The organism is Bradyrhizobium sp. TM239 (assembly GCF_036247985.1).
Classification (GTDB): domain Bacteria; phylum Pseudomonadota; class Alphaproteobacteria; order Rhizobiales; family Xanthobacteraceae; genus Bradyrhizobium; species Bradyrhizobium ottawaense.
In genome coordinates this window covers 562,306-574,647 of the sequence record NZ_BTIR01000011.1, presented here as the reverse complement: position 1 = coordinate 574,647, position 12,342 = coordinate 562,306, and the positions used below count along the sequence as shown (strand labels likewise).

General features: G+C 64.0%; 12 protein-coding genes and 1 tRNA gene. 4 read left to right on the top strand and 9 right to left on the bottom strand.

Going from position 1 to position 12,342, the window contains the following annotated elements:
• Positions 1-129: 129 nt before the first annotated feature.
• The 4 genes from AABA84_RS21095 to AABA84_RS21080 all read right to left on the bottom strand — a co-directional run bounded on the left by AABA84_RS21095 (position 130) and on the right by AABA84_RS21080 (position 3,701).
• Positions 130-723 (bottom strand): c-type cytochrome, encoded by a 594-nt coding sequence (locus AABA84_RS21095; protein ID WP_212243205.1) that lies wholly within the window; start codon positions 721-723, stop codon positions 130-132.
• A 191-nt stretch (positions 724-914) separates the two neighbouring features.
• Positions 915-2,183, bottom strand: coding sequence for a PQQ-dependent sugar dehydrogenase (locus AABA84_RS21090; RefSeq protein ID WP_338308678.1), 1,269 nt, complete (start codon positions 2,181-2,183; stop codon positions 915-917).
• A gap of 380 nt (positions 2,184-2,563) precedes the next feature.
• Complete coding sequence (locus tag AABA84_RS21085; protein WP_338312968.1) at positions 2,564-3,550, bottom strand: NAD-dependent epimerase/dehydratase family protein; 987 nt, start codon at positions 3,548-3,550, stop codon at positions 2,564-2,566.
• Between the two features lie 76 nt (positions 3,551-3,626).
• Positions 3,627-3,701 (bottom strand) — tRNA-Gly (locus AABA84_RS21080).
• A gap of 274 nt (positions 3,702-3,975) precedes the next feature.
• Between AABA84_RS21080 and trxA the strand changes: the two genes are divergently transcribed.
• Together trxA and AABA84_RS21070 are read left to right on the top strand one after the other, a co-directional pair.
• On the top strand, positions 3,976-4,899 hold the full coding sequence (trxA, locus tag AABA84_RS21075; protein ID WP_212243212.1) for a thioredoxin: 924 nt from the start codon (positions 3,976-3,978) through the stop codon (positions 4,897-4,899).
• A 35-nt stretch (positions 4,900-4,934) separates the two neighbouring features.
• A complete protein-coding gene (locus AABA84_RS21070) occupies positions 4,935-5,612 on the top strand; it encodes an LON peptidase substrate-binding domain-containing protein (protein WP_018323574.1) in 678 nt (225 codons plus the stop codon).
• Positions 5,613-5,624: 12 nt separating this feature from the next.
• Here the strand turns inward: AABA84_RS21070 and AABA84_RS21065 are convergent, their stop codons facing one another.
• The 4 genes from AABA84_RS21065 to AABA84_RS21050 form a co-directional block, all read right to left on the bottom strand.
• Positions 5,625-8,138, bottom strand: a complete 2,514-nt coding sequence (locus AABA84_RS21065) for an EAL domain-containing protein (protein WP_338312967.1) — start codon at positions 8,136-8,138, stop codon at positions 5,625-5,627.
• Between the two features lie 222 nt (positions 8,139-8,360).
• The gene (locus AABA84_RS21060; RefSeq protein ID WP_212243216.1) at positions 8,361-8,954 is read right to left on the bottom strand and encodes a cytochrome b/b6 domain-containing protein; all 594 of its coding nucleotides are present in this window, start codon (positions 8,952-8,954) and stop codon (positions 8,361-8,363) included.
• Between the two features lie 73 nt (positions 8,955-9,027).
• Entirely contained in the window at positions 9,028-9,306 is a 279-nt protein-coding gene (locus AABA84_RS21055) for a PepSY domain-containing protein (protein ID WP_212243218.1), read from the bottom strand.
• Between the two features lie 189 nt (positions 9,307-9,495).
• Positions 9,496-9,846, bottom strand: a complete 351-nt coding sequence (locus AABA84_RS21050; RefSeq protein ID WP_338308684.1) for a hypothetical protein — start codon at positions 9,844-9,846, stop codon at positions 9,496-9,498.
• 106 nt (positions 9,847-9,952) lie between these two features.
• Here AABA84_RS21050 and AABA84_RS21045 point away from each other — a divergent pair, with 106 nt between their 5' ends.
• Both AABA84_RS21045 and AABA84_RS21040 read left to right on the top strand, forming a co-directional pair.
• On the top strand, positions 9,953-10,483 hold the full coding sequence (locus AABA84_RS21045) for a TetR/AcrR family transcriptional regulator (protein WP_338308685.1): 531 nt from the start codon (positions 9,953-9,955) through the stop codon (positions 10,481-10,483).
• Positions 10,484-10,607: 124 nt separating this feature from the next.
• Positions 10,608-10,805 (top strand): Trm112 family protein, encoded by a 198-nt coding sequence (locus tag AABA84_RS21040; protein WP_007598651.1) that lies wholly within the window; start codon positions 10,608-10,610, stop codon positions 10,803-10,805.
• Positions 10,806-11,012: 207 nt separating this feature from the next.
• Here AABA84_RS21040 and AABA84_RS21035 read toward each other — a convergent pair whose 3' ends face one another.
• Entirely contained in the window at positions 11,013-12,233 is a 1,221-nt protein-coding gene (locus tag AABA84_RS21035; protein WP_212243221.1) for a ubiquinone biosynthesis hydroxylase, read from the bottom strand.
• Positions 12,234-12,342 lie beyond the last annotated feature (109 nt).

Below are 12,342 nucleotides of genomic sequence, written 5' to 3'. Positions count from 1 at the left end.
TTGTGCGCGACGTCGTCACTCCGAGTCCCCGTAACCACATCTTCCTGTGGTTATGGGTCCCGGATCTGCGCGCGCTTGAGGCGCGCTTGTCCGGGACGACAGCGGAGATTGCCGCAACTAACTCCGCTGCTATTTCAAATGCGCAAGATAGTGCGAGACGGCCGTGATTTCCTCGTCGCTCATGCGATAGGCGACATCGGCCATCGCGGCGACGCCGCCGCCGACGCGCTGGCCCGCTTTGTAGTCGTGCAGCGCCTTGACCAGATATTCCTCGCGCTGGCCAGCCAGTCGCGCCACTCCCTTGGTGCCGGCGAAGCTGTCCGTATGGCATGAGGCGCAGCGGCGGCCGGCGGCAACTTGAGCGCCTTTCTTCGACAGGTCGGGATCCCCGTCCTCCGGTCCCTTCGGCGGCGTCAGCTGCGAGAAATAGGCGCCGAGATTGCGGATGTCCTCGTTGGTGAGCTCCTCGACGATCGGCTTCATCTGCTCGTTCTTGCGCGAGCCGGCGCGGAAGAACACGAGCTGCCATTGCAGGAATTGATCGGGCTGGCCGGCGAGCGAGGGGATGTTTTCGGTCTGCGAGACGCCGTTCTCGCCGTGACAGCCGGCGCAGGCGGAGGCCTTCTCCTTGATCGCGGGACTATCGGCTGCGCCTAGGGGAAGGGCGCCGAGCGTCAGGAGCGCAATCGCGCTGATTGCGTGCGAGATGAACTGCCGGCGCATGATGGAGAATCCGTTCTATCGAGCTCATCATTCCGGGCGCGCCCGTTGGGCGCGAGCCGCAATCCATAACCTCTCTTCGTGGTCATGGGTTCCGGATTCGCGGTGCGCGGAATCCGGAACGACAGCATCCAGGTTGTCAGCAAAGAGGCTGCGGCACCTTCCGGCCACCGCAGCCTCTTATCGTGTACGCGCTACTTCTTGCTGTAGCTGATGCGATAGATCGCGCCGGCCCAGTCGTCGGCGACGAGGATCGATCCGTCCTTGGCGAGGATGATGTCGTCGGGACGGCCGAGATAGCCCTGGTCGCCCTCGATCCAGCCGGAGGCGAACACCTCCTGCTTGGGGTTCTTGCCATCCGGCCCGACGATCACGCGCATGATGCGGCCGCCCTGGTACTTGTGGCGATTCCAGGAGCCGTGCTCGGCGATCAGGATGTTGTTCTTGTACTCGGCGGGGAACTGGTCGCCGGTATAGAACTTCATGCCGAGCGGAGCGACGTGGGCGCCGAGGTTCAGCACGGGCGGCGTGAACTCGGAGCATTTGTGGCCCATCGCGAACTTGTCGTCCGGCAGATTGCCCTGGTGGCAATAGGGATAGCCGAAATGCTCGCCGATCTTGTTGATCATGTTCAGCTTGTCGCTGGGCAGATCATCGCTGATCCAGTCGCGGGCATTCTCGGTGAACCAGTACTTGCCGGTGCGCGGATCGACGTCGCCGCCGACCGAGTTGCGGACACCGAGCGCGTAGATCTCGGCATTGCCGGTCTTGGGATCGACGCGGCGGATCTGCGAGACGCTGGTCGGCGGGACGCCGATGTTGAAGGGCGGTCCGAACGGAATGTAGAACCAGCCTTCCTTGTCGACCGCGATGTACTTCCAGCCATGCGCGGCATAGGACGGCATATCGTCATAGACCACCTTGCCGTCGCCGAGCTTGTCGAGATTGGCCTCGGCGTTGTCGTAGCGGATCAGCTTGTCGACGGCGATGACGTAGAGCGCGCCGTCCCTGAAGGCGAGACCGGTGGGCATGTTCAGGCCCTTGAGGACGGTCTTGACCTCCTTCTTCCCGTTGTTGTCCTTGATGGCATAGACGTTGCCGAGGCCGAACGAGCCGACGAACAGCGTGCCCTTGTCACCCCAGGCCATCTGCCGCGCGGCCAGCACGCCGGAGGCATAGACCTCCATCTTGAATCCCGGCGGCAGCTTGACCTTCTTGACGATGTTGGCGAGCTCGGCATCGGAGGCGCCGGTCGGCGGACCCGACGGCGGCGCAAGACCCTTCTGCGCCTCGGTCTCGTCGCCGAGGAACCAGTCATCGGGCGGATGGGTCCAGAACTCCTTGGTGCCGGATTCGTATTTCTTCAGCGGTTTGCTCTTGTCCTGCGCATTGACAGCGCTGGTCCCCGCGAGAAGGGCCACGGCCGCAAGCGCCAACACGGATCGATGGAACATCGATGTCATCGCGTCACTCCCCTAAGGCAGCCGCCAGGGCTGCGATTTATTTTGTTTTGCTAGTCGAGAGGCGAAGTTTGGGGTCTGCCGAGAGGCAGACCTAAAAAGGCTAGCACATCTGCGAGCGCTGAGAAGAGCATCGCATGGGCTGCAGTTGCGCTCATTAAAAATTGAGACGGAGTGTCAATGAGCGCGAACACCGCGACGACAGCGCCTCGCTGCAGCGCGGAATCAGACCGGCAGGCGGCTCGCCTTCGGACAGCACGAGAGACGGGCCAAACCAAAAATTGCGAAAACAACCCCATGCACAGTAGAGCGGCTCGGGTGGGTTGCACGCGGTGACGCCGGACAGGCATTTGATGCATCGAACAAAATGACGAACGCGGCGCTTATGGGGCGACGGGGTAAGGCCCGTCGTCGAACACCGCATCATGATAGCCTTTCGCGCCGACCTCGCGCGCCAGCGCACTGCGAAAATCGCGGCCCGCGCGAAGGCAGCTCAGCACATGCGCGAAGTCGAATTCAGGCCGCCATCCCAGCTCACGCCGCGCGCGTCCGTTGACGTAGACGCGGTCGATCTTGGGGAAGAGGTGCCAGCCCCGCGCCGCATAGAGCTCTGCGCACTCCGGATGGAGCTCGCGCACGACACCGGCCGCATCGCGCGCCAGCGCGGCGAGATGGCGCGGCTCGAACGGGCTGGTGGCCGAGACGATGTAGCGAGCGAAGCCGATGTCAGGCGCGCGCTCGACAGCGAGCAGATGCGCGCTCACGGCGTCCGCGATGTCCAACCGGCGATAGAGCAGCTCGTTGGCCTGCGCGTTGTCCAGCGGATAGGCCGACCGCATCGCCGGATCGTCATCGTCCTCCGGAAAAAAGCGCGAGGTCCGCAAGACGACGACCGGCAGACCACGTTCGCGAAAAAACAGCTCGCACAGAGTCTCCGCCATCAGCTTGGTCGTGCCGTAGATATTCTTCGGCACCGGCGCCAGATCCTCGGTGACCCACACGGCCGCCTGTCCCGCCTCGGGGCGGAGCTGCGAGCCGAACGCGCTGGTGGTGCTGGTGAAGACGAAGCTGCGCACGCCGGCGCTCGCCGCCGCCTCGAGCAGGTTGAGCGTGCCGGTGACGTTGGTGTCGACGAAGTCTCGTTTGCTGTGGGTCCCCACATGCGGCTTGTGCAGCGTCGCGGTGTGGATCACGGCGCTGACGCCGTCCATCTGCCGCCGCACGAAGTGGGGGTCGACGATCGAGCCGACGGCATCGGTGAAAGGCGATGGCTTCAGATCGATCCCGCGCACAAGGGAACCGCGCCCACGAAGCGTCCGGAGGATGGCTTCCCCGAGGTGGCCTGCGCTGCCCGTAACCAGGATTGTCATTGCGAACCCAGGACAGCCGCCAGCGGCGTGGCGAACCACATTTCCGTCCGGATCGGCTGGATGCTTTGGGAAAATTTGGAGCGGGCGAAGGGGCTCGAACCCTCGACCCCGACCTTGGCAAGGTCGTGCTCTACCACTGAGCTACACCCGCATCCTGTGTCGGTCGCGTGACGCGCCGGCAACGGCTGTCGTATGCCAAAAGCGGGAGGGGAATGCAACAGCTACCGGCGGCATAGATTCGGTTCTTGGGACCCCATATGGACCCTGAATGCGGCGAAATGGCCCGAAAGTGCCCCGGAACCGGCGAATCGGCCGCAATGGATTGAAATTCGGCCGTCGCGGCCCAATTTAGGAGCCGACAGCGAGCATAAGGAGCGGCGGCATGCTAAAGACCCGCCATTCCGGACATAGACGAGGGGATCCCCGTGACGATCATCGACCAGGGTAACGGAGCGGCGGGCCCGGCTGCGGCCGATCTGATCAAGGACACCACCACCCAGACCTTCGTGAAGGACGTCATCGAGGAATCGAAGCGCCAGCCGGTGCTGATTGATTTCTGGGCGGAGTGGTGCGGCCCCTGCAAGCAGCTCACCCCCGTGCTCGAAAAGGCGGTCAAGGCGGCCAAGGGCAAGGTCAAGCTGGTCAAGATGAACATCGACCAGCATCCGGCGATCCCGGGCCAGATGGGCATCCAGTCGATCCCGGCCGTGATCGCCTTCGTCAACGGCCAGCCGGCCGACGGCTTCATGGGCGCGGTGCCCGAGAGCCAGCTCAACGCCTTCATCGAGAAGCTGACCAAGGGCGTGACCGCGCCGGGCGAGCCCAATATCGCAGAGATCCTGCAAGAGGCCGAAGCCGTGCTCGCCGAGGGCGATGCGGCTGCGGCTGCGCAGATTTACGCCGAGGTGCTCCAGCACGATGCCACCAACATCGCGGCGCTCGCGGGCCTCGCAAAATGCTATGCCGTCTCCGGCGCGATGGAGCAGGCCAAGCAGACGCTCGCCATGGTGCCGGAATCCAAGCGCAACGACCCCGCGGTGAAAGCCGTGCAAACCGCGATCGATCTCGCCGAGCAGGCGCAATCGCTGGGGCCAGTGGCCGAGCTGGAACAGAAAGTCGCCGCAAACCCGCTCGATCATCAGGCCCGATTCGACCTCGCGACCGCGCTGAACGCGCAAGGCAACCGTGCGGCCGCCACCGAGCAGCTGCTCGCGATCGTCAAGCGCGACCGCAAATGGAACGACGACGGCGCCCGCAAGCAGCTGGTGCAGTTCTTCGAAGCCTGGGGCGGCACGGATGATGCAACCGTCGAGGGACGCAAGCGCTTGTCGACGATCCTGTTTTCGTAGGCGTGGTTGACCAAGTCAGCGGGGACCGGGACCAGATGCCGATCAACATCGAATATCGCGGACCCGCCGACCTCCCGGAGATCATTCCGGTGTTTCCGCTGCCGGGCGCGCTGCTGCTGCCCCGCGGCCAGATGCCGCTCAACATCTTCGAGCCGCGCTACCTTTCGATGGTCGACGATTCCTTCCGCGACGGCCATCGCCTGATCGGCATGATCCAGCCCGATGTCGCGCACTCGCCGAAGAATTCCGACAAGCCGACGCTGTTCCGCGTCGGCTGCGTCGGCCGCATCACCCAGCTCGCCGAATCCGGCGACGGCCGCTACATCCTCGAGCTCACCGGCGTCTCGCGCTTCAAGGTGGTCGAGGAGCTCGAGGTGCTCACCGCATACCGGCAGTGCAAGGTGGATTTCTTCGCCTTCGTCGATGACTTCACCGCGCGCATGGGCGAGGACGAGGTCGACCGAGAGGCGCTGCTCGCCGTGCTGGCGGACTTTCTGAAGGCCAATAATCTCAAGGTCGACTGGGAAGGCGTCGAAAGCGCGCCCAACGAAGCCCTCGTCAACGCGCTGGCGATGATGTCGCCATATGGTCCCGCGGAAAAGCAGGCCATGCTGGAAGCGCCTGACTTGAAGACCCGCGCCGAGATTCTGATCGCGGTGACCGAGATGGACCTCGCCAAGAAACGCACCAGCGGCGATCCGCCGTTGCAGTGAGGATGCGGGTGCTCACGCAGCCCGGACGGCTGCCTTGTCACCTCGCTTGGCACCTCGCCTCAGCATCTTCGCAATGCTGGATGCAGGCATCGGCCGACCGAAATAGTAGCCTTGCGTTTCGACGCAGCCCTCTTCACGGAGCACGTCCAGCTGCTCCTTCGTTTCGACGCCTTCGGCGGTCGTCGTCTTGCCGAGGCTGACTGCGAAGCGAACGACGGCTCGGGCGAGATGGTGCGCGTCTGCCCTCGCGCTGGACAGTTCGTTGACGAAGCTGCGGTCGACCTTGATCTTGTCGAATGGAAATCTTTGCAGAAAGCTCAGCGATGAATAGCCGGTGCCGAAGTCGTCCAGGGCGATTCGCACGCCGAGCTCGCGCAGTTGACCAAGTGCTGCGAATACAGCTTCGCTGTCATGCATGATCACCGTCTCGGTGACCTCGAGCTCGAGCCGGTGTGGCGCAATTTCCGAGCTCGCCAGTGCATCGACAATGACCGGAACAAGCTCCTTGCTCCTGAATTGAGCGGGAGAAAGGTTGATCGCGATCCTGAGATGGGCAGGCCATTTGGCGGCTTCCGCACACGCCGTCCTCAAGATCCATTCTCCCAGCGGCACGATCAAGCCGGCCTCCTCCGCGAGCGGAATGAACTCGCCGGGCAAGACCAGACCTCGCCGCGGGTGATGCCAGCGCAGCAAGGCTTCGAAGCCGCGGATCTCGCCGGTCGCGGTATTGACGAACGGCTGGTAGTGCAGCTCGAATTCGCGGCCGGCAAGCGCATCCCGCATGTCGCGCTCCAGGTTGCGTCGCGCATGCATGAGCTCGTCGAGCTCCGGCTCGAAGAAGCGGAATGCACCACGCCCACCACTCTTGGCCGAGTAGAGGGCGAGATCCGCGCTCTTCATGAGCACGTCGGAATCACTGCCATCGCGCGGCGCGATGGCAATGCCGATGCTGGTGCCCACCGTGACCCGGTGATCGCCGAGATCAAAGGGTTCGCAAAGCGCCTTTCTGATGTTCTCGGCAAGGGTGGCGGCCTCGACGGCCGGGTTGGTCACGTAGTCGATCACGGCGAACTCGTCGCCGCCCAGTCGAGCGATCAGCGCGGTTTCCGTGGTGCACTCGCGCAGACGCGCAGAAACGGCGCGCAGCAGGGAATCCCCTGCCGGATGTCCAAGCGTGTCGTTGACTTCCTTGAACCGATCGAGGTCAAGCATGAGCACGGCCAGATCAACGCCGCCGTTGCGCGTAACCGCAATGGCGTGCTCCATCCGCTCTCTGAGCAGCACGCGATTTGGCAGATCTGTCAACGCATCGTGTTGCGCCATATGAGCGATCCTGGCCTCGGACCGGCGTTGCTCGGTGACATCAAGATGCGTGGCCACCCACCCGCCGCCGGCCATAGGCTGTCGCGTCACGCAGATCAACCGGCCATCCGCGAACTCGTCGATTCTGCTCGAGACTGTATCGAACGGCAACGCGGCCAATTTCGACAGGAACTGTTCGGCTGCACCCTCGCTGGTGTCGCTCTTGAGAATTCCGGTCACGACGCGGTGCCTGATGATGTCGGCGTGCAGGGTCCCCGTTCTCAGCAGTTCCGGCGGCAACCGATAGAGCCGGGCATAGCGCTCGTTGCAGACCACGAGTCGCCTCTCCGCATCGAACATGCAGAGAGCCTCGACCATGTTGTTGATGGCCGTATCCAGCCTGAGCTTCTGGTCCTGGATCTCCTGTTGCGAATCTTCCACCTGCTGCCTGGCGCGCGAAAGTTCTCTGATGATTTCCTCGAATCTGCTGGTTCTGGTCGCAAGGCGACGATCCGCCAGCACACCGACGAAGCTCATCCCGAGCACCGACAGGGCCACGCCCGCAATGGCCACGGCAAGGAAGGTCGGCGAAAGCGACAACGTGTCGTTTGCCAGCGTCGGGTCTGGGACGATCTGCACGGCCCCCATGGCCGTGAAATGATGCGACACGATGGCGAGCGTCAGCAGCAGCGCCGCGGCCAAGGTCCCCGACTTGCTCTTGTGGCCCAAGGCAACCGCGAGCGCGACGTAGCTCAGGACCATGCCGAGGACGATCGAGATGAACACCAGCCCCGGCGACCAGGTGACACGACCCGGCACCTCGAGGGCCCACATGCCGATATAGTGCATGCTTGCAATGCCGGCGCCGATGATGCCGCCACCGGCAGCTGCGCGCCAACGGCCGGAATTGTTGACGGCAACGCCAAACCCGCCTGAGGTCAAGATCATCGCCGCAGCGAGCGACAGCGCTGTCAGCACGCGGCCGTAACCGATCGGGACGCCGGGCTCGTAGGCGAGCATTGCGACAAAGTGCGTTGCCCAGATTCCGTAGCCGATGGCCGCGCCGGCAATCGCAATCCAGATCAGCCGCGCCCAGGCTCGCGAGGCGATCGCCCGATGAAAGATGCTGACCGCGACGATGCTTTGAACGAAGCACACGAGGCCAGCGAGCATGACGAGCCGCCAGTCGTGCTCCGCCGTGAGGCAGGTAAAAACGCGGAACATGCAATGTCGCTCCCTCGTCAATACTATCGAGAATTGATCCGATCGGGCTTTCTCCGCGTTAATTTTCCACAATGCCCAGTTGCATGCCTATCGCGAGGTAAATGCTTCCCGGCAAATGACGCAAGTTGGCGGTATTTATGCGGGTTAAGATGGTTCTTGTTCCGTGAAACCACGCGGTTGAGCGAGCCTGTGGCTGCATCCGTTGGAACTGAACCGGTCCTGCTAGTGATGGCCACGGATGCGCTTGCGCCCCGTGATCATCGCGCGGATCAGGTTCTCGCGCTGGAGAAGCCCCATCAGCACCACGCCCACGACGTGGAGCACGACCAGGACGATGACTGCGTCCGATGAATAGTGGTGGGTGTCCTCGACCCACCAGACGCCGAAGAAGGTGACGGTGACCGACATTGCGCCCGTGATCGTCGAGACGGCGAGCGAGGCCAGCAGCGCCACCAGCATCAACGTGCCGGCGGGATTGAGCCCGATATAGCGGCCGGTGATGCCGCGCCGCAGATTCCAGAGATAGCGCGGCGCCGCGCGAAGCCTGACGCCGACCATCCGGAAGCGCGAATAGCGGCTTCCCCGGAAGCCCCAGACGAGGCGCAAAGCGAGAAGCCCCAGCACCGCATAGCCGACGATGCGGTGAAGACTGTCATAAACGGTCGGCGTGAACCACGCGGCCAGAACGCAGGCCGCGAGAATCCAGTGCCAGAGGCGCAGCGGGAGGTCCCAGACTGCGACCGTCCGCGAAGCGGTTCGATCCGCGGGGGTCCGGTCGGACACCCCGCGCGCTTTTGGCATCGCTTCTTCGATCAAGCGAAGACCATCCTCAAGCCTTGCTTTGCGCGGATCAATTCGCGCAGTTTACTTCGCAGGTTGCGTTCGCAGTTTACTTGGCGATCGTGTGCTTCAGGCTGAGATCTTCGGGGCTGTAGAACAGCTCGTAAAGCTTGCCTTCCTTGACGCCGTAGACCTCATAGCAGGAGCCTTCGATCTTGGAGCGCCGCACCTCGTAGCCGAGTGCCTTGGCCTTGGCTTCGGCCTCGCTGGCCGGCTTCCACGACGCCTTGTCGAGCTTGGTGCAATCCTTGAAACCGTCGGCCATGGCAGCCGACCCCATGCCCATCCCAATCGTCAGTGCAGTGGCAACAACACGAATGACCTTCACGAACGTCTCCTCCTCTGTCGTGCGCGCTACGCGAGCCGCGAGCGGCACCGAAGGAAGCAAAGGAGGGGTTGAAGTCAATCCGGTTCGGGCATGGGCCGTTTAGATAAGTTCTAACGGCGGCCAAAAGCTGAGTGCTCTCCGTGCGCAATACCTCGCTGCGGCCTTACGCCTCACAGACGGTGCGTATTGCTAGTAGCCGGCCATCGCCATCGCGACGACAGCACTGAGTGCCATCCAACCGAAATGCCGGCCGCGCGTCGCCCACGCGTTGGCGAGCGCGGAGAAGCCGAAGACGCAGACCATGGTGATGACGATCCAATGGCGCGCCGTCTCCGAGCCCATCCAGGGCGCCGCGATCAGGAGCACGCCGCCGCCGATCCAGGCGACGGTCGAGGCCTGCCAGACCAGGCGGATCAGGGTGCGAAGCCGTGCGGGCTCGATTGTCGCGCGGGCGAACACCTTGGCCTCACCGAGGTAGCCGTGGATGAGGGCCACGACGATCGTCAGCACGCCGGCGCACTGGAGCAACAGATCACGCATCGTCGGGGCTCCCGAAGGCTCGTCCATACATCTGTGTATGGTGACATAGGCGCTGGCCCGCGGCCTGTCAATACACTAGTGTATGGCTCGTCTCCGGGAACCCGACATGACCGAGCAGCTCTCCGCCGACGATTGGATCAAGGAAGGTCTCAAGGCCCTCGCCAAAAGCGGCTTCACCGCCCTCAAGGCCGATCCGCTGGCAAAATCCATGGGCGTGTCGCGCGGCAGCTTCTATTGGCATTTCGCCGATCTCGGCGCGTTCCAGGCCGCGGTGCTGAAACGCTGGCGCGAGATCGCGGCCGAGCAGATCATCGCCGATGTCGAAGCCGCCAGCGACGATCCGCTCAAGGCGCTGCTGCGGAGATCGTTCGGTGCGCGGCTCGAGCTCGAGCGCGCAGTGCGCAATTGGGCGGCCTTCGATGCGGCAGCGCAGGGCGCAGTGCGCGCGATCGACCGGCGCCGGCTCGACTATATCGAGGGGCTGCTGGAAAAACGTGGGCTCACCCCGGCAACCGCGCAGGCCCGGGCGCAGATCCTGTATTGGACATTCCTCGGCTTCGCCCTGTCGGGCGCGCCCGGGCCGGCAGCACGGCTGCAGGCCCTGCTCGACGAGCTCTTGACGATGGTCTCCGCTTAGATTTCTAATTTTGACGCGTTTTGTTTATGCGAACCGGTACCCACTTCGCTGGAAAACGCTTTGGCAGCCGCGATGGGCGGGCGCGGATTTCTGTGCTAGAGGCAACCGATTGCCGGAGACTCCAATGAACGCGCCCACCGAACGTCCCGAAGCCAGCGTCGATCCCAAATTGCTGGAGATTCTGGTCTGCCCGCTGACCAAGGGCCCGCTCGAGTTCGATTCTGCAAAGCAGGAGCTGATCTCGCGCAGCGCCAAGCTGGCTTATCCCATCCGTGACGGCATCCCGATCATGCTGCCGGAAGAAGCGCGCAAGATCGATTGAGAACGGGGCGGGTAGGCCGTTGTTGCGCGATGACCGCGCAACACACTCGGGGTCGTCCTCGCGAACGCGGGGACCCCATAACCACAGAAAGCGGTTGCGGAGCGAAGTGACAACTCCGAGTCTTCGCCAAACCACTCCCTGTGGTTATGGGTCCCGGATCTGCGCTTCGCTTGTCCGGGACGACAGCGGAGATTAGCGCCAGCGCCCTTACAACGCCTCGCCCTTCAGCAGCCGCGGCACCTCGCCCGTGAGCCCGGCGGCTTGGCGGATGAAGAGGTTCTTCAGCGGCGGAGCGCGGTCGACGAGGCCGAGGCCGATGTCGCGGACGGTGCGCAGCAGCGTCGACTGGTTGGAGAACAGGAAGTTCAGCGAGTTGGTGGCAACGCCCATCGCCATGGTGTCGAAGCGGCGCCAGCGCTGGTAGCGCTCGAGCACGTCGGCCGCGCCGAGATCCATGCCGAGCCGCGCGGCATCGACGACGACTTCGGCCAGCGCGGCGACATCCTTCAGCCCCATGTTGAGGCCCTGGCCCGCAATGGGGTGGATGACGTGTGCGGCATCGCCGACCAGCGCGAGGCGGGTGGCGATGAACGAGCGCGCGACGAAATAGGACAGCGGAAACGCGCGCGGCTTGTCGAGCGCCTTCACCTCGCCGAGATGCAGACCGAAGCGCTGCTCGAGCTCGGCGTGAAACTCTTCGTCGCTGAGAGCAATGATGCGCGCGGCCTCGGCCCGGCGCTCGGTCCACACCAGCGACGAGCGCTTTCCCGAGAGCGGCAGGATCGCGAACGGGCCCGCCGGCAGAAAATGTTCTTCGGCGCGGCCCTCGTGATCGCGCTCATGGCCGACCGTGACGACGATGCCGGACTGGTCATACTCCCAGCCATGGGTGGCAATGCCGGCGCGCTCGCGCAGCTTTGACCTTGCACCATCGGCGGCAACCAGCAGGCTGGCCGCGATGACGCTGCCGTCCCCGAGCGTCACGTCGATGCCCTCGGCGCGCGCATCGTAGGATGCGACCGTGGTGGCGCGCAGATCGATGCCCTCGGCCTCGGCACGCACCACCAGCGCATCGATCAGGCGGCGGTTCTCGACCATATGCGCGAAGGGCTCGCCCGGCGCGACATCGCCGGCAAAATTGAGGAAGACCGGACGGGTGGCATCCTCGAGCTTGGAATCGGTGACGACCATGTCGAGGATCGGCTGCGCCTCGCCCCTGACGTCGTCCCAGGCGCCGATCGCCTCGAACAGGCGGCGGCAGGCGGCCACGATCGCGGTGGCGCGGGGGTCGCGGCTCGGCCGGGTGGCGAGCGCGGGGTCGGCGACGATCACGGGAATCTCGGGCCCGAGCCCCTGTCGCAGCGCCAGGGCCAACGCAAGCCCTGCAAACGCGCCGCCCCCAATGACAATGCTACCCTGTACCGACATACCCAAATTCCCGGTCAAATCCTGGTCTTGCTAGCAGACTTGAGGTGGGCGAAACAGTGCGGTGAAACAAGGGCGGAACGGCCCCATTGTGTCATTCCGGAGCATCCGC

What these genes read in the sequence shown, in the direction of transcription:
- AABA84_RS21095 (WP_212243205.1), bottom strand. Translation starts at nt 723, where the DNA reads ATGCGCCGGCAGTTCATCTCGCACGCAATCAGCGCGATTGCGCTCCTG.
- AABA84_RS21090 (WP_338308678.1), bottom strand. Translation starts at nt 2,183, where the DNA reads ATGACATCGATGTTCCATCGATCCGTGTTGGCGCTTGCGGCCGTGGCC.
- AABA84_RS21085 (WP_338312968.1), bottom strand. Translation starts at nt 3,550, where the DNA reads ATGACAATCCTGGTTACGGGCAGCGCAGGCCACCTCGGGGAAGCCATC.
- AABA84_RS21070 (WP_018323574.1), top strand. Translation starts at nt 4,935, where the DNA reads ATGCCGATCAACATCGAATATCGCGGACCCGCCGACCTCCCGGAGATC.
- AABA84_RS21065 (WP_338312967.1), bottom strand. Translation starts at nt 8,138, where the DNA reads ATGTTCCGCGTTTTTACCTGCCTCACGGCGGAGCACGACTGGCGGCTC.
- AABA84_RS21050 (WP_338308684.1), bottom strand. Translation starts at nt 9,846, where the DNA reads ATGCGTGATCTGTTGCTCCAGTGCGCCGGCGTGCTGACGATCGTCGTG.
- AABA84_RS21045 (WP_338308685.1), top strand. Translation starts at nt 9,953, where the DNA reads ATGACCGAGCAGCTCTCCGCCGACGATTGGATCAAGGAAGGTCTCAAG.
- AABA84_RS21040 (WP_007598651.1), top strand. Translation starts at nt 10,608, where the DNA reads ATGAACGCGCCCACCGAACGTCCCGAAGCCAGCGTCGATCCCAAATTG.
- AABA84_RS21035 (WP_212243221.1), bottom strand. Translation starts at nt 12,233, where the DNA reads ATGTCGGTACAGGGTAGCATTGTCATTGGGGGCGGCGCGTTTGCAGGG.